The 16365-nt window shown below is 28.4% G+C and carries 14 protein-coding genes; 8 read left to right on the plus strand and 6 right to left on the minus strand.

Annotation, left to right across the window (positions count from 1 at the left end; genetic code table 11):
• The first annotated feature begins 71 nt into the window (after window positions 1-71).
• Genes radC through ACKTTQ_RS02740 form a run of 3 tightly spaced genes read left to right on the plus strand, consistent with a single transcriptional unit; the run spans window position 72 to window position 3004 of the window.
• On the plus strand, window positions 72-758 hold the full coding sequence (radC, locus tag ACKTTQ_RS02730; protein WP_093870609.1) for a RadC family protein: 687 nt from the start codon (window positions 72-74) through the stop codon (window positions 756-758).
• A 36-nt stretch (window positions 759-794) separates the two neighbouring features.
• A complete protein-coding gene (locus tag ACKTTQ_RS02735) occupies window positions 795-2099 on the plus strand; it encodes a polysaccharide deacetylase family protein (protein ID WP_093870610.1) in 1305 nt (434 codons plus the stop codon).
• Window positions 2099-3004 (plus strand): hypothetical protein, encoded by a 906-nt coding sequence (locus ACKTTQ_RS02740; RefSeq protein ID WP_408048330.1) that lies wholly within the window; start codon window positions 2099-2101, stop codon window positions 3002-3004. Before ACKTTQ_RS02735 ends, ACKTTQ_RS02740 begins: the two co-directional genes overlap by 1 nt.
• On the opposite strand, the gene ACKTTQ_RS02745 is transcribed toward ACKTTQ_RS02740, so the two are convergent.
• The gene (locus ACKTTQ_RS02745; protein WP_408048331.1) at window positions 2994-4259 is read right to left on the minus strand and encodes an MATE family efflux transporter; all 1266 of its coding nucleotides are present in this window, start codon (window positions 4257-4259) and stop codon (window positions 2994-2996) included. The two genes, ACKTTQ_RS02740 and ACKTTQ_RS02745, sit on opposite strands and share 11 nt — an antisense overlap.
• The gene (locus ACKTTQ_RS02750) at window positions 4256-5383 is read right to left on the minus strand and encodes a glycosyltransferase family 4 protein (RefSeq protein ID WP_093870613.1); all 1128 of its coding nucleotides are present in this window, start codon (window positions 5381-5383) and stop codon (window positions 4256-4258) included. Before ACKTTQ_RS02750 ends, ACKTTQ_RS02745 begins: the two co-directional genes overlap by 4 nt.
• A 64-nt stretch (window positions 5384-5447) precedes the next feature.
• On the opposite strand from ACKTTQ_RS02750, the gene ACKTTQ_RS02755 reads away from it, so the two are divergent.
• From ACKTTQ_RS02755 to ACKTTQ_RS02770, 4 genes are read left to right on the plus strand one after another with little or no spacing between them, the layout of a single operon-like run.
• A complete protein-coding gene (locus ACKTTQ_RS02755; RefSeq protein WP_299135740.1) occupies window positions 5448-6128 on the plus strand; it encodes a YjjG family noncanonical pyrimidine nucleotidase in 681 nt (226 codons plus the stop codon).
• A gap of 36 nt (window positions 6129-6164) precedes the next feature.
• Window positions 6165-6716: a hypothetical protein gene (locus ACKTTQ_RS02760; RefSeq protein WP_147239364.1), complete on the plus strand. Its 552-nt coding sequence runs from the start codon at window positions 6165-6167 to the stop codon at window positions 6714-6716.
• Window positions 6716-8095, plus strand: coding sequence for a DUF5723 family protein (locus ACKTTQ_RS02765; protein ID WP_113785796.1), 1380 nt, complete (start codon window positions 6716-6718; stop codon window positions 8093-8095). Before ACKTTQ_RS02760 ends, ACKTTQ_RS02765 begins: the two co-directional genes overlap by 1 nt.
• Window positions 8095-8832 carry a hypothetical protein gene (locus ACKTTQ_RS02770; RefSeq protein ID WP_408048332.1) on the plus strand — a complete coding sequence of 246 codons (738 nt, stop codon included), beginning with the start codon at window positions 8095-8097 and terminating at the stop codon, window positions 8830-8832. The genes ACKTTQ_RS02765 and ACKTTQ_RS02770 overlap by 1 nt, the downstream gene beginning before the upstream one ends.
• 12 nt (window positions 8833-8844) lie before the next feature.
• On the opposite strand, the gene ACKTTQ_RS02775 is transcribed toward ACKTTQ_RS02770, so the two are convergent.
• A complete protein-coding gene (locus tag ACKTTQ_RS02775) occupies window positions 8845-10116 on the minus strand; it encodes a replication-associated recombination protein A (RefSeq protein ID WP_113785794.1) in 1272 nt (423 codons plus the stop codon).
• A 138-nt stretch (window positions 10117-10254) separates the two neighbouring features.
• Here ACKTTQ_RS02775 and ACKTTQ_RS02780 point away from each other — a divergent pair, with 138 nt between their 5' ends.
• Window positions 10255-10968, plus strand: coding sequence for a rhomboid family intramembrane serine protease (locus tag ACKTTQ_RS02780; protein ID WP_408048333.1), 714 nt, complete (start codon window positions 10255-10257; stop codon window positions 10966-10968).
• Between the two features lie 85 nt (window positions 10969-11053).
• On the opposite strand, the gene rlmB is transcribed toward ACKTTQ_RS02780, so the two are convergent.
• The 3 genes from rlmB to ACKTTQ_RS02795 all read right to left on the minus strand — a co-directional run bounded on the left by rlmB (window position 11054) and on the right by ACKTTQ_RS02795 (window position 16297).
• Window positions 11054-11791, minus strand: coding sequence for a 23S rRNA (guanosine(2251)-2'-O)-methyltransferase RlmB (gene rlmB / locus ACKTTQ_RS02785; RefSeq protein ID WP_408048334.1), 738 nt, complete (start codon window positions 11789-11791; stop codon window positions 11054-11056).
• A gap of 83 nt (window positions 11792-11874) precedes the next feature.
• Window positions 11875-13236 carry a RagB/SusD family nutrient uptake outer membrane protein gene (locus tag ACKTTQ_RS02790; RefSeq protein WP_408048335.1) on the minus strand — a complete coding sequence of 454 codons (1362 nt, stop codon included), beginning with the start codon at window positions 13234-13236 and terminating at the stop codon, window positions 11875-11877.
• A gap of 4 nt (window positions 13237-13240) precedes the next feature.
• Window positions 13241-16297, minus strand: coding sequence for a SusC/RagA family TonB-linked outer membrane protein (locus ACKTTQ_RS02795; protein WP_408048336.1), 3057 nt, complete (start codon window positions 16295-16297; stop codon window positions 13241-13243).
• Window positions 16298-16365: the final 68 nt, after the last annotated feature.

Below are 16365 nucleotides of genomic sequence, written 5' to 3' on the forward strand. Positions count from 1 at the left end.
CAAAGATACTGTGCTTGGTTGGGTTGTGCAAAAAATGATTTATATTTATCATTAAAAAGAAAAATTGCACAATGAAAAAATTAGCTATAAAATCTTGGTCTCAAGATGATAGACCTCGTGAAAAACTATTGTTAAAAGGAAAAAATACATTATCAGATGCTGAGCTTATTGCGATATTAATAAGTTCTGGTAATAGAGAAGAAAGCGCAGTAGATTTATCTAAAAGGATATTACAATCAGTAGGGAATAATCTCAATAATTTATCAAAATTATCCATTGAAGAGTTAATGCACTTTAAAGGAATAGGGGAGGCAAAAGCTACAACTATTGTTACTGCATTAGAATTTGGTAAAAGAAAACAATTTGAAAAAAAACAACAAATAAGTAAAATAACATCTTCATTTGATGTTGCAAAAATAATGCAACCTATAATAGGAGATTTGGAACACGAAGAATTTTGGGTGTTGTATTTAAATAATTCAAATAAAATTTTAGCAAACCATCAAATAAGTAAAGGTGGGTTAACTGCTACTTTAGTTGATGTTCGAATTATATTTAAAAAAGCATTGGAACTTTTTGCCGTTGGGTTAATATTGTGTCATAATCATCCGTCAGGTAAATTAATACCAAGCAATTCAGATATTGAATTAACAAAAAAAATAAAGAAAGCAACTTTTACATTAGACTTAAAATTATTAGATCATTTAATAATTACTGAAAAAGCGTATTTTAGCTTTGCAGATGAGGGAGTTTTATAAAAAACTTAAAACTTTGCTACTTATAAAATTATAAAAATGCTTTTAATTTATACGCATAAGATTACTCCTAGGGTTAGATATACTTTTAAACACATCATAACCCGTGTATTACAAATACCTATAAGTTTTACAAATAAAGTTGAAGAATTTGTAGCACATAATGGACCTAAATTTTCATACACTAAAGTAGCATTAGGAAAAGAATTTTTTATTAAAAGTCACGATTTACTTTTTCAGCAAGGAATAAGAGATGTAGAAATACACATGCAAAAATGGAAAGGAGTTCCTTGTTTTTTCTTACAAGGAGACAAATCAAATATACCTTTTGATATATTTTCAGCAAGCTTTTATTTAATTACTCGTTATGAAGAATATTTACCTCATATAAAAGATAAACATGGACGGTTTGAAGCAGCAGAAAGTATAGCTTTTAAATATAAGTTTTTAGAAAAACCACTTATTGATATTTGGTCGTACATGTTTTTAGAAGAATTAAAACAACGTTTTCCTGAATATAAATATAGTTCAAGAAAATATAGTTTCATTTCTACAATTGACGTTGATAATGCTTTTGCATATAAACATAAAAGTTTTGTTAGAACTGTAGGTGGTTTTTTTAAAGATGCATATCAGTTAAAAGTTTTTAATTTATGGGATAGGTTTAGTATTCGTTTTAATATTAAAAAAGATCCATTTGATACATTTCAGAAAATTATTGATTTAAAAAAACAACACGATATAAGAACGCTTTTCTTTTTTTTAATAGCAGATTATACAACATTTGACACTAATGTTTCTGCCTCAAAAACTAAATTTAAATTATTAATTAAAAACATGGTAGACTATGCAAGAGTAGGTTTGCATCCTTCCTATTATACAATGAATGATTTAGCGATGCTAAAAAAAGAAAAAGAACGATTGGAAGCTATAACCAATATGCCTATTAAACGATCAAGGCAACATTATTTACGTTTTTCATTGCCTGATACTTACCAGAAACTAATTGATTTAGAAATAGAGGAAGATTATTCAATGGGGTATGCAAGCCATGCAGGATTTAGAGCAAGTACTTGTACACCATTTTATTTTTACGATATTGATTTTGAAATACAAACACCATTAAAAGTTTTTCCTTTTGCTGTTATGGATACTACGTTAAATGATTATATGAAATTAACTCCTAAACAAGCTCTAGGTAAAATTAGAGATTTAAAAAATGAAGTAAAAAGAGTAAATGGTGTTTTTATAACATTGTTTCATAATGAAAGTTTAAGTGGGTATCAACGTTGGAGAGGGTGGAGTAGGTTGTATGATTCTATGTTAAAAATAGTAAAAGCTTAATGATTTCATTCGTAAAGAGAAAAGATCTAGAGATAGAAAAGTATAATGATTGTATTATCAATTCTCTACAATCAAATGTATTCGGGTTTTCTTGGTATTTAGATACAATAGCTGATGATTGGAGTGTTTTAGTGTTGAATGATTATGAAGCTGTAATGCCGTTGCCTTTTAGAAAAAAAGCTTTTATTAAGTATGTTTATCCACCTTTTTGGTTAATTCAATTGGGCATATATTCAAAAGAGGTTGAAGATGAAAATGAGTTTTTAATAGAACTCTTTGAAAACTTTAAGTTTGTCGAATTACGTTTGAATTACATGAATTCGTTTAGCATGTTTTCTGTTTTTCAACAAGAAAGAAGAATACAAGTTTTATCGTTAAAACAAGATTATGAGATTATTTATACTAATTACAATAGAAATAGAAAAAGAGAATTAAAAAAAGCTGTGATTCATGACTTAAACGAATGTTGGAGTGATTGCCCAACAGTTTTAATTAACTTATTTAAAGAAAACGTAGGTAAACGTGTAAAAAAAATTTCTGAAAAAGATTATGATAGATTACTATCATTAATGCAGGTTTGTATTCGTAAAAAAGTAGGTGAGCTTTTAACTGTTTATGATATGGATAATAGAATTGTTTCTGGAGCTTTTTTTTTAAAACATAAAAAAAGAGTAACTGAATTGGTTTGTTCTTCTGATTTTAAAAATCGGAAAAATGGGGCTAATACATTTATGAACGATAGAGCAATCTATAAATATTCAAGAAATTTTGATGTTTTTGATTTTGGAGGTTCTTCTATGAAAAACATTGCTAATTATTATAAAAGTTTTGGTGCAGTTGATGAGAAATATATACAATTGTATTATAATGACTTATCCAAATTTATTAAGTTTTTTAAACGGTGAAATTGTTTCTTTTATAATAATAAACAAAAGTAAGAAAGGAAGTTATTCCTGTAAACCACATTAATAAGGCTGAAGTTATTGCTGCTCCTTTAATACCTAATTTGGGTATTAAATAATAATTAGAAATTATATTTATACATAGTGCAGTTAAAGTTATATAATAGTTTGCTTTTATTTTTCCAATAGAAGATAAAAGATTACCAAAAAGACCTCTAAATATCAAAATTCCACATACACCTATATTCAAAATAAAAAAACTCTCCCTGTATTGAGTAAAACTTGCATCAAAAAAAGTTAAAGTTATTTCATCAAAAAGATCAAAAAAGATAACAAAAACTATACTAATGACTGAAAATAATAACATATAACTTTTTATATAGTTATAAATGTATTTTTTTTGAGTGATTTTTTCAGTAAAAGAAACAAAGTCTGTAGTAATAAAAACTCTAGGTAAAAATAAAATACTAAAAGGTATTAAGGATATATATCTATAAGCAGTAATGCTTTCTGGTTCTTCTAAAAGATAACCAACTAATAAAATATCAATAGCAAAAAGTAACATGGTAGCTACATTAGCTAACCCTCCAAAAAAACCGTATTTCCAAAATTCTTTATTAATAAAAGAAGGTTTTTCTAATTTTGTTTTTGATTGAATATTTATTTCTTTTCGGAATACAAAAACAGTAATGATAGGTGTAGTTATTAAGGCAGTGATATATCCATTCTCTTGAAAAAAGTAGCAAAATAAACTTACAGTAACTATTAAAAGTGAATTGTATATGATTTCGGAATAAGCAACTACTTTATTTCTATGTTCCAGACGTGCTTTTATTTTAATGACTTCAAATAAAAAGAGAGGAATGAAAATTAAAGAAAAAATACTTAGGTAATGTCCTGTTTTAAATAATTTAAAAGGAAACAAAAAACCTATAGAAGCAATTATAATTGAAAGAACTCCAGAAGCAATAACACCTTTTTTTAATACATAATTGAGGAGGAATTCTTTGTCTTTGTTATTATTTGTTAGTGCTCCATAACGAATATAACTTTGATGCAATCCAAAACCTATAAATGGAATTAAAAAAGTAATAATATTCCAAGAAAATAATACTAAACCTAGCTCTTTGTTTGGTATTAACTGTAAAGCGATCCATGAAGTTAAAAAAGAGAATATTCGTGCTGTAATAGTGGCAGTGAATATATACCCCCCTGAACGATTTAAAAAATTTTGTATGTAGGTTTTAATTAAATTCAATTTAATGCTTTTTCATATAGTTTAGAGAATTGATTAGCAATACTGTTATTACTGAAGTTTTCTTGAGCATATTTATACATTTTTTCTGTATTGTTTTTTGGAAAACGGTATATATATATTAATTTTTCTAGTAATTGATCTTCGTTTTTTGGTTCAATTAAAAATCCGAATTTATTGGGGAAATACTCAGAAATACCACCAACATTTGTACTAATTACTGGAGTAGCACAAGCAAAACTTTCCAGAATAACGCATGGTAAGTTTTCATAGTTGCTGAATAATACAAAAACGTCAGCTTGTTGTATGTAGTTTATAACCTTAAAATGAGGAATATGATCAATAAAATCTATTTTATGACTAATTTTTAATTTATCAGCTAGATCTTTATATTTTAAAGAATTTTCTCCAATTAAAATTAATTTGAAGTCAGTAACCGTCTTATTTAATTCAGTGATGGTTTTTATAATACCTGACACATTTTTATGTGAATCGAGCATGTTTGAAATATGAACAATAGTAAATTGTTTAGTTGCTATTTTTAATGGGAAAAATAAATTAGTATTAACTACATTAGGTACTTTTAGATACTTTCCTATTAAATTTAAGTTTAACATTGAATGTTTTAAATCATCAGAAACTGGACAAATATAAGAGGCCTGTTTTGCTATAATTTTAGATAAAAATAATTCAATATTTGAAATTTTTTTTGCCAAAGGCATATGATAGCCTGTCCAATGCTCAGAAATAACAAACTGCTTTTTTTTAACCCATTTTAAATACAATGCTAATATTCCGAAAGGAAATAGTTTGTTGAGGTGTACTATGTCAAAAGTACCAATTCTCTTTAATAAAATTATGAAAGCATTATAATATCGAATTATTTTTATAATAGGATTTTTACTGGGTTTTATATAAGCTATGTGTGTGTGAATTTCATTAATTGATTCTGAGAAAATTTCAATATTTTTATTTAGAGATGCGTCTGAAATAATGTGTAAAACAGAAACTTGATGTTTTAAGCTCACAGCTTCTGCATGTCGCTGAATAAAATCACCATTATTAGGCAGAACCCTTGAGGGGTACCATCCACATAAAAAAAGGATATGAAGTTTACTTTTTGTCAAAATTTTACAGTAAAATTTATGCTAAAATAGTTTTTTTAATCATAAAACCCTTTAAATTTGAAGCATGACGAATATTAAGCATCTTTTTTTTGATTTAGATCATACATTATGGGATTTTGAAAAAAATTCTGAGTTAACTTTTAAGCAAATATTTAAAGAACAAAGTATAACCCTTGATTTTACAGAGTTTATTAAAATATATTCTCCTATAAATTTTAGTTACTGGAGATTATATAGAGATGAAAAAATTTCAAAATCTAGTTTGAGATATAAAAGACTCAAAGATACTTTTGATGCTTTAAATTATGTGATTACTGATGAATTGATTAATTTAATAGCAGAAGATTATATTAAATATTTACCAAACTTTAGTCATTTGTTTGAAGGAACAATTGAAACGTTAGAATATTTAAAAAAACAATATCAATTACATATTATAACTAATGGCTTTGAAGAAGTTCAACAATTAAAGATGAAAAAATCAGGTATTTCTAAATATTTTGATATCATTGTAACTTCAGAAAGTGTTGGTGTTAAAAAACCAAATCCTAAAGTTTTTGAATTTGCTTTATCTGAAGCAGAAGCTTTACCACAAGAGTCTATTATGATTGGAGATAGTTATGAAGCTGATATAATGGGAGCATTGAATACAGGGATGAATGCAATACATTTTACTGAAGAAAAATCCAAAGGAAATGATGTAACTAGTGTTAGTTCATTATTAGATTTAAAGCAATATTTATAAAAAAATAACGTTGAAGTTTAACCTACTATACTAATTATGATGAAACAAAGTTTGTTTAAAGTTATTAGCTGTGCATTACTTATTTTTTTTACATCTTGTGTAAAAGATTTAGATTTTGATCAAGCACAGAATTTTGAAATATCACCAACATTTGTAGCTTCATTGGCGTATACAAAATTGGAGCAAACTACTTTTGTAAGCCCAACAGGTACAGAAATTACACGCATAACTGATACTTCGAATTTTTTCGTTTTTGAAAATTCTGTAACTGACGATTTAGTAAAAATAGATGTTGATTTTGAAATTGACAATCCTTTTAATAGAAGGTTTACAGTAGATTTTAGGTTTTTGGATGGTGCAGGTACTGAAACATTTAGATTACGACAAGTAGCTGTTCCTGAAAATACTCTAAATTATAAGTATAAAGAAGAAATTGACTTGAGTGTTAATAACAGTATTTTAAACTCTAAAAGGATAGAAGTAATATTAGAATTGCTTCCAAGTTCAGATGGGTCTATTATAAATATCAACGAGCGTAAAGTTTTTACTTTTAAATCAGCAGGAACCTTTTATTTTAAAATAAACTAATGAAAAAGTTATTAATTATTTTAATAACTCTTTTTGGAGTTATGTCTAATTCTTATGGTCAAAACAAACAAATCTTGTACGGTTTTGATGAAATCCCTCAAACATTATTACTAAACCCAGGGGCAGTAACAAATTATAAGTACCATGTTGGAATTCCATTAATGTCAAATATATCAGCCAATGTTGGTATAACAGGTGTTACTTTAGCTGATGTATTTAGAAATGACGGTGTTGATTTTACTACTAAATATAGAAATGCTCTTAATAAACTATCAGAGAATGACTATATACAAGTAAATTCTCAAATAGAAGTTTTAAATGGAGGGTATAAATTAAATGAAAGAGATTATATTACAGCAGGTTTTTATACTGAAATGGATGCTTTTGCTACTATACCTAAAGATATTTTGAGTTTAATAAACGAAGGAAATGCTTCAAATGTAAATAGAAGTTTTTTGTTATCTCAAGCATCTGTAAAAGCTGAGTTTATTGGGGTTTTACATTTTGGTATTTCAAGAACCTTAAATAAAAAACTAACAGTTGGAACTAGATTGAAAATTTATTCTGGAGCAGTAAATGTAACTTCTACAGGTAATACTGGAAGCTTTACAACTAGATTAGGGCAAAATAATATTTATTCTCATTATTTAAATAATATAAATATATCAGGAAATAGTTCTGGTATTTATGATGAGAATAATGAATCAAATCTTTCTGCTGGTACATTATTAGGTAGAACTTTCTTTGGAGGAAATTTAGGATTAGGAGTAGATATTGGATTTACTTATAAACTAAATGATCAAACAGAAATCACTGCAAGTTTACTAGATTTAGGATTTATCAGTTATTCTCAAGATGTAAGAAATGGAACAATGATAGGTGATTTTGTTTTTTCTGGAATTGAATTTCAATACGATGCTACAAATCCTGATTATTGGGGAGATATAGACAATGAGTTTAGACAACAAGTTCCAAGAGCAGAAAATAAAGAGTCATATACAGTAGCAAGACCTATAAAATTTAATAGTTCTATTAAACATAGTTGGGGTAAATCTAGAAGAGAAGAAAATTGCCATGATATATCATATAATGACTATTTTGATAATGCTATTGGTGCTCAGATTTTTTCTGTTATAAGGCCAAATGGACCTAAGTTTGCTTTAACAGGTTTTCTTGAAAAAAGACTATTTGAAAGTATAAAAGGTAAAGTAACATATACTATTGATGATTTTTCTTATAGTAATTTAGGAGTAGGGCTTTCTGCAAAATTAGGAAAAGTTAATGTATTTGGAATGGTAGATAATTTGTTTAAAATTACCGATATTGCTGATGCTAATCAAGCTTCATTTCAAGTTGGAGTAAATTTAATTTTTAAGTAATGAAAAAAGTATTTTTTGTTTTATTTTTAGTAACAACAACAGTATTTTGTCAAAAAAAGGTGAATAATTACAAATATGTAATAGTTCCTACTAGGTTTGATTTTTTAAAAAAAGAAGATCAGTACAAAGCGAATTCCTTGACAAAATTTTTATTCAAAAAATATGGTTTTACTGTTTTCTTAGATAATGAGAAACTACCTAAAGAATTAGGAGATAACAGATGTTTAGCATTAACAGGTACTATTAAAGATGATTCAGGAATGTTTACTGTTAAGAGTATTGTTCAGTTAAAAGATTGTTATAATAATATTGTGTTTTCTTCAAAAGTAGGGAAGAGCAAGTTAAAAGATTATAAAAAAGGATATCATGAAGCTATCAGAGATGCTTTTAAGTCTGTTCAAGCTTTAAAATACAAATACAATTCTGAAGCAATTAAGATAGTAGATATTTCTAAAAAAGAAGTAGTAACTCCAATTGTTAAAGAAGTAAAAGTTGTTGATGCAGTTAAAACAATAAATATTGAAAATAACGTTTTATATGCCCAGCCTATAAATAATGGTTTTCAATTAGTGAATACAAAACCTGAAAGGGTTTATGAAATTTTAAATACGAGTGTTAAGGATGTTTTTGTTTTAAAAAATAAAAAAGGTATTTTATTTAAAAATAAAGACAAATGGATAGTTGAGTACTATGAAGATACTACTAAAGTAGTTAAACACTATTCGATTAAGTTTTAAGGTTAGAGTTTTCTAATATTTATACTTGTCCTTCCAACGTTGTTTTAATAATTCTCTAAATTGATTTTCGCGAGAATTATTACCAGGTTCATATAATTTAGTGCCTTTTATTTCATCAGGTAAAAATTCTTGGTTTACAAAGTTTCCTTGATAGTTATGGGAGTACTGATAATCTTTACCATAATTTAAATCTTTCATTAACTTAGTTGGAGCATTTCTTAAATGTAAAGGAACAGATAAGTCACCAGTTGTTTTAACTAAGTTTTGAGCTTCACCAATAGCCATATATGAAGCATTACTTTTAGTCGAGTTGGCTAAGTATACTGCACATTGACTTAAAATAATTCGAGATTCAGGGTTTCCTATAATTGAAACAGCTTGAAAAGTATTGTTAGCTAAAATTAAGGCAGTTGGGTTTGCGTTTCCTATATCTTCTGATGCAAGTATTAATAATCTACGAGCAATAAACTTTACATCTTCACCACCTTCTATCATTCTTGCTAGCCAATAAACAGCGGCATTTGGATCACTACCTCTGATTGATTTTATAAATGCTGAAATAATGTCATAATGTTGTTCCCCTGTTTTATCGTATTTAGCAGTGTTTTTTTGAATGTTTTTTAAAACTAATTCATTTGTAATCTCAATTTTATCTTCTGCAGCAACGAGTAATTCAAATATGTTTAATAGTTTTCTTGCATCTCCTCCAGAAACTTGTAATAAAGCATCCGTCTCTTTAAGGGTAATTTCTTTACTAGAAATGAGATCATCTTCTACCATCGCTCTTTTTAATAATGAAATTAAATCATCTTTATCAAATGAATTTAAAATATAAACTTGACATCTTGATAATAGGGCAGGTATAACTTCAAAGCTAGGGTTTTCAGTAGTTGCTCCAATAAGGGTAACCCAACCTTTTTCTACAGCAGCTAACAAAGAGTCTTGTTGAGATTTACTAAAACGATGAATTTCATCAATAAATAGAATAGGATTTTTTTGAGTGAATAGACCACCACTTTTTTTTGCTTTTTCAATTACTTCACGTACATCTTTAACCCCAGAACTAATAGCGCTTAAGGTATAAAAAGGCCTTCCAGATTCATTAGCTATAATATTTGCTAGAGTAGTTTTTCCAATTCCTGGAGGTCCCCATAGAATTAAAGAAGGTATTATTCCTTGTTTTATATGGTTAGTTAAAATACCTTGTTTACCTACTAAATGTTGTTGGCTGATGTAATCATTCAGTGATTTTGGTCTTATGCGTTCTGCTAATGGCTGGATCATTATAGAAATTTCCTATTTAATTTCAAAGTTAACAATATTTGTAATAATTTGATTGGTTCGATTTAATTATAATAATTACTATTATATGTCATTATTTCAGGTATATTTATTTGGAAGTGTTTTTGCTATTTTTATGATATGAATGATAAAGATGAATTAAAAGGCTCAAATAGTTTATTTTTAATCCCATTAAGTTTTGTAATCTTAATATGGCTTGTCTATTGGGTTGAAATTAAATTTGGGTTTAATTTTAATAAGTATGGTGTTTTTCCAAGAACCTTAAAAGGTGTTAGGGGGGTAATACTATCTCCATTTATACATAGCGATACAAGTCATCTATTTAATAATTCAATACCTTTATTTGTATTATCATCAATACTTTTTTTCTTTTATAATAAAGTTGCTGACAAAGTTTTAATTTATGGTGGTTTACTTACAGGTATTCTCACATGGTTAATAGCAAGAGAAGCACATCATATAGGAGCTAGTGGTATTGTTTATTTACTTTTTAGTTTTACTTTTTTTAGTGGTATAATAAAAAAACATTTTAGATTAATAGCAGTATCCCTAGTTATTATTTTTCTATATGGTAGTATGGTTTGGTATGTTTTACCAATTAAAGATGGAATGTCATGGGAAGGACATTTATCAGGTTTTTTAATAGGAAGTATTTTTTCATTTATTTTTAGGAAAGAAGGTATTGTTAAAGAAAATTTTCAGTTTTCTAAAACTGAATTTGATGAAATGTTTGACGATGAAGGGAATTATTTACATCCTGAAATTATTGATAAAGAGGAAATAGAAAGCTTAAAAGAAATTAACTATAAATATATTTACATAGAAGAAGAATAAAATAAAAGCGTTATCAGAAATAAAAAACAACCTTAATTCGTTCAATTAAGGTTGTTTTTTATTTCTGATAATTAGGTTATATACTTTATAAACGTTGTCTTACAGTTTCATATAAAAACGCACCACAAGCAACAGATACATTCAATGATTCTATTTCACCTAGTAATGGTAATTTCGCTTTATAATCTGAAAGTTTTAGAACAGAATTACTAACTCCTTTATGTTCTGATCCCATTATAATAGCTAAAGGTTGATTAAAATTGATGTCATAAATAGAATCTTGTGTTTTTTCAGTAGCAGAAACTATTTTAATATCTGCAGCTTTTAATTGAAAAATAGCATCTTTAATATGATCAACCTTACAAATAGGTATCTTAAATGCAGCTCCAGCTGAAGTTTTTATTGTTTCGGCATTTACAGGTGCACTACCTCCTTTTTGAATTATTATTCCATGAACACCTGTACATTCAGCAGTTCTAATAATAGCTCCAAAATTTCTTACATCAGAAACTTGATCTAACAATAGAAATAAAGGTTTATCTGTGTTTTCAAGAGTAGTTTCTATTAAGTTTTCTAGATCATGGAATTCTACAGGTGAAATTTTTGCAACAGCACCCTGATGATTACTATGTTTAGAAAGTCGGTCTAACTTTTCATTAGGCACAACACTAGTTGAAATTTTATTCTTTTTAACTAATTTTTCTAATTGAAAAAATAGATCACCTCTTAATCCTTTTTGAAGGTATACCTTATTTATTGATGAACCACTTTCAATTGCTTCAATAATTGCTCTAATTCCAAAAATTACTGTGTTTTCTTCCATGATGCAAATGTAGTTAATTTATAGTATAAAAAAACCACCTCTTAAAAGAGGTGGTTTAAAAATAATATTATAAATAGATAATATTAATATCCTTTATTTTGAATCATGTTACTATTAGCATCTAATTCCGAAACTGGAATTGGAAACGCTAATTTTGAATCACCATAATTAATAGTAGCAGAAATATTTTGCTTAGAGTCTATTTTTGTTATGTTTTTACCAGTTCTCATTAAATCATCAAATCTAAAACCTTCAAAAATTAATTCTTTTCTTCTTTCTTCTAGTATGATGTCTTTAGTTACAGTACCTGTTAAAGCAGGAGCTCCTCTTTGAGCTGTTATTTTATTTAATTGAGTTAAAGCATCTCCACTAGTTTCCATTAGAGCTTCAGCATAATTTAAAATAACTTCTTCATATCTAATTAAAGATGTATTATCATCACCGTTTAAAGCAGGATATTTTTTTAAATTTCTCATTTTACCTGACTCTAAACCTAATACAGAAGCACGTACATCTCCAGCAGCATATAAATTACTAGCATTTGGTAAAACTTCTATATCTCCATATACAGATCCTTTATAAATAAAACCTAAAGAATTACTTCCAAGTCTATCTACGCTAGAATTTGCAAGCTCAAAAATAGAATTACCTGCAGCATCAACGGCAAAAGAATTAATATAACTACTTTGTGAAATAATACTATATTTACCTGAATTAATAACAGCTTCAGCAGCTAATTTTGCTTCAGGCCACATTTTAAAATAAACTGCAACTCTAGATTCTAATGCTTTAGCAGCATATTTATTAATTGTGGTTTTAGAACCGTCAAAAAATGCATTTGACATCATATCAAACCCTTTTTGTAAATCAGCTAAAATTGAAGCTTTATTTTGATCAACTGTTTCTCGTGAAGGGTATACATTATTTGGATCTTTAAATTTAGTAATATAAGGTACTCCTAAAGTTCCACCAGTATGTTGTTGTCCATAAGCCTTAACTAAATCAAAATGAGCTAAAGCTCTAACTACGTATGCTTGCCCTTTTATATGAGCTATTTTAGCTTGATCACCTCCTAAAGAACCAGCATCTTGACCAATTACTATATTAGCATTTGAAATTACTCTATACGCTTGAGTCCAAATACCAGCAAATGATGGAGTTTGTGTATAAGTTGCAGGTGTTTGAAAACGCCCTGAATTACCATTTGCAAATACGTTGTCAGTTCGAACCTCACCATATATAATGTAATCACGACCATAATATGAACTAGCCGTCATTCTATCATAAGCATTAGCTAAAACACCAGCTAATTCTGCATCTGTTTTAATACTACCCTCTACAATTTTATCTTGCTCTAAAGCTGGGTTTAAGTTCTCAGTTCCACAACCAACTAAGATAGTTGTTGAAACAAATAGAGCTCCTATTAAATATTTTATATTTTTCATTTTATTAAAATTTTAAGTTAACACCTAAAGAAACTGTTTTTACAGGAGGAGTTGTTAAATTAGAGAACCCATCAATATCTACTTCAGGGTCATATTTTAATCTGTCATCTTTAACCCAAGTGTATAGGTTTGTACCTTTAACAAAAATTCTAACTGCATCCATACCTATTTTGTCTAATAATTCACTGCTTAAATTATAACCAGCAGTTAAATCTTTTAAACGTAAATAATCACCATCATATAAATTACCAGTATGAGTTCTCCATGGCTCAGCTGTATGTGTAATTTTAGGGAAACGAGCAATATCTCCTGGTTTTTGCCATCTATCTAATAATACGTTTATACCATTAAAAAAATCTGTAGAAAATCTATCACCTCCAATAGTATATCGTGACCAGCTTTCATATACTTGATGTCCACCAGCATAAAATGCATTAGCACTTATAAAGAAACCTTTGTAATCTAAATTGAAATTTAATCCAGCAGTTAAAGTAGGTAAAGCACTTGTACCTTGATATCCCCTTTGTGCAACATTATAATCATTTGTAGTAGCACCGTCATTACCATTAATATAGTATAGTCTTTCACCTGTTTGAGGATCGATACCTGCTTCCTTACGCATAAACCATTCACGAACTATTCTTCCTTCTGATACGGCTCTTGTTCCAGTAGTAGGACCAATCTCAACACCATTACCATCTTTAGGTAGTTCCAATACTTTATTATCTACAGTTGCTAAGTTACCACCAATAGTAATTTTCAAATCATTATTTCTAACTACATCGTAACTTAACTCAACCTCAATACCTTTATTTTCCATAGAACCAGCATTAGCATATTGACTAGTAAATCCAGATGTACTAGATAAAGGTACATCTAAAAGTAGTTCACTTGTTTTTCTCTTGTAATAAGAAACAGATGAATTTAATCTACTGTCAAACATTGAAAATTCAAGACCTATATCTAAAGTTTTAGCAATCTCCCAAGATAAATTAGGATTACCAAATGAAGAAGGACGTATGTTTCCACTACCATTATAAGCTCCTGCAAAGGCAAATTTAGATTGGTATAAGTTTAATCCTATGTTTGCATTACCAGATTTACCATAAGATGTCCTTAACCTTAAACTATTAATGAAATCAAGACTACCCATAAATGATTCTTTGTGAATATTCCATGCTCCACCAACAGACCAAAAAGTACCCCATCTGCTATTGGTTGGGAACCTTGAACTACCTTCACGCCTTACAGTTGTACTAAGTATATATTTGTTTTTATGTGTAAAGTTAGCCATTGCAAGGTATGAAGCAATACTCCAATCTGTAAAAGTTCCGTCAACACCTTTAGGTTCTGCAGCACTATTCAAGTTTTGTAAACCAGGAACAGAAAACCCTTCCCCATAAGCTTGGAAATAGTTTCTTTTATTCTTTTGAAATTCTTGTAAAAGCTTGATGTCTACTTTAGTATCTTCACCAAGGTTTAAAATATAATCTAAACTATTTTGAGCTGTATAATTTACAATATTAGTATTGTCTCTAGTAGCTGAACCACCAACACTAACACCATCACCATGTATAGGATTTTGGAAAGCTGTATAATCATTTACAATAAAATCCATATTAAAACGAGTAGTAAACTTCAAGTTTTCTATAGGAGTATCCCAAGTAAGAGATGTATTAGCTATAAGCCTTGTAGTTTTGTTTAAGTTAACATCGTTTTCAGCTATATATAAAGGATTTCTTACAGATCCAGCTAGGTTAGATATATTAATACTACCATCAGCATTATAAGGGTTATTTGTTGGATTCATAAAATATTTTGCAGCCCTTGGAGATGAAAAGTAAGCACTTTGCTCTAATAAACCATCTTGAACTGAATTAGAACCAGTAAGAGAAGTTTCTAATTTAAATTTATCACTTAACTGTCTAGAATATCTAAAAGCAGCTGTAAATCTTTCAAAATCAGATCCAATTACAGTAGCTTCAGCTTGGAATAAACTTAGAGAGGCATAAAAATTAGATATAGCATCACCACCAGTTGCAGAAAGACCATAAGACTTAGTAACTGCATTCTTATTAGTAATAAGATCAGACCAGTTATATTCTGTTCTTCCATTATCGTTCCATGTTTTATACTGTGAACCGAAAAAACCTAAATTAGCATTGTAAAAACTCTGAGCTTGGTCTCTAGTGAAACCTTGAGCAGCTCCATAAGTATTAAAAATACCATCAAGGTATAATTCTTCCCTTTGAGCTGTAGTAAGCATTTGTGGGCCATCAACTGCATCATTAGAAAAACCTACCGATGATGTAACGTTAATAGAAACTTTACCAGTCTTACCTTTCTTAGTGGTTATTACAATTACACCATTTGCACCTCTAGCTCCATAAGCAGAAGTGGCAGATGCATCTTTTAAAACAGTAACACTTTGAATATCATCAACACTAATACTTGATAATGCAGTAAATGAAGATGTAGCATTAGAACCAGCTAAATTAGGATTACTCATAGGTACTCCATCAATAACATATAAAGGCTCATTTCCTGCTGTAATAGAACTAATACCTCTAATTCTAATGTTTTGAACTGACCCAGGTGTTCCTGATGTTGAATTTAATGTTAAACCAGCAACTTTACCTTGTAACACTTGATCAATAGAAGCTACAGGAACTTGTTCTATATCCTCCGCATTAATTTGTACTGTTGAACCTGTTAATTCATTTTTCTTTACAGTTCCATATCCAGTTACAATAATCTCTTCTAAAACATTATCGTTTTCTAATTTAACATTAATGCTGTTAGCAGATCCAACTGTTCTTTCTTCAGATTTCATACCTACAAAACTGTAGACTAGTACGTCTCCTACTTTAACCTTTAAAGAATAGTTTCCATCAAAATCAGTTTCAGTACCTTGAGTGGTACCTTTTTTTAAAATAGTTACTCCTGGTAAAGGACCAGATTCATCTGATACACTACCCGAAATAACTTTATCTTGCGCATACGTAACATGAACAAGAAACGCTAGCAAAAGCGTTAAAATTCCATTAAACTTTGTTCTCATTATATAATTATTTGAATTAATTAGTGGCTAAAATCTTAATTTATTCTTAAAAAAACAACTTTTTTAAC

The organism is Tenacibaculum halocynthiae, assembly GCF_964512825.1.
In the GTDB taxonomy this organism is placed as follows: domain Bacteria; phylum Bacteroidota; class Bacteroidia; order Flavobacteriales; family Flavobacteriaceae; genus Polaribacter; species Polaribacter halocynthiae.

Bases quoted from the DNA above. Each gene is read 5' to 3' on its own strand.
- ACKTTQ_RS02755 (WP_299135740.1), top strand. From the start codon at position 5,448: ATGACGAATATTAAGCATCTTTTTTTTGATTTAGATCATACATTATGG.
- radC (WP_093870609.1), top strand. From the start codon at position 72: ATGAAAAAATTAGCTATAAAATCTTGGTCTCAAGATGATAGACCTCGT.
- ACKTTQ_RS02770 (WP_408048332.1), top strand. From the start codon at position 8,095: ATGAAAAAAGTATTTTTTGTTTTATTTTTAGTAACAACAACAGTATTT.
- ACKTTQ_RS02760 (WP_147239364.1), top strand. From the start codon at position 6,165: ATGATGAAACAAAGTTTGTTTAAAGTTATTAGCTGTGCATTACTTATT.
- ACKTTQ_RS02795 (WP_408048336.1), bottom strand. From the start codon at position 16,297: ATGAGAACAAAGTTTAATGGAATTTTAACGCTTTTGCTAGCGTTTCTT.
- ACKTTQ_RS02775 (WP_113785794.1), bottom strand. From the start codon at position 10,116: ATGATCCAGCCATTAGCAGAACGCATAAGACCAAAATCACTGAATGAT.
- ACKTTQ_RS02735 (WP_093870610.1), top strand. From the start codon at position 795: ATGCTTTTAATTTATACGCATAAGATTACTCCTAGGGTTAGATATACT.
- ACKTTQ_RS02765 (WP_113785796.1), top strand. From the start codon at position 6,716: ATGAAAAAGTTATTAATTATTTTAATAACTCTTTTTGGAGTTATGTCT.
- ACKTTQ_RS02780 (WP_408048333.1), top strand. From the start codon at position 10,255: ATGAATGATAAAGATGAATTAAAAGGCTCAAATAGTTTATTTTTAATC.
- rlmB (WP_408048334.1), bottom strand. From the start codon at position 11,791: ATGGAAGAAAACACAGTAATTTTTGGAATTAGAGCAATTATTGAAGCA.
- ACKTTQ_RS02740 (WP_408048330.1), top strand. From the start codon at position 2,099: ATGATTTCATTCGTAAAGAGAAAAGATCTAGAGATAGAAAAGTATAAT.
- ACKTTQ_RS02790 (WP_408048335.1), bottom strand. From the start codon at position 13,236: ATGAAAAATATAAAATATTTAATAGGAGCTCTATTTGTTTCAACAACT.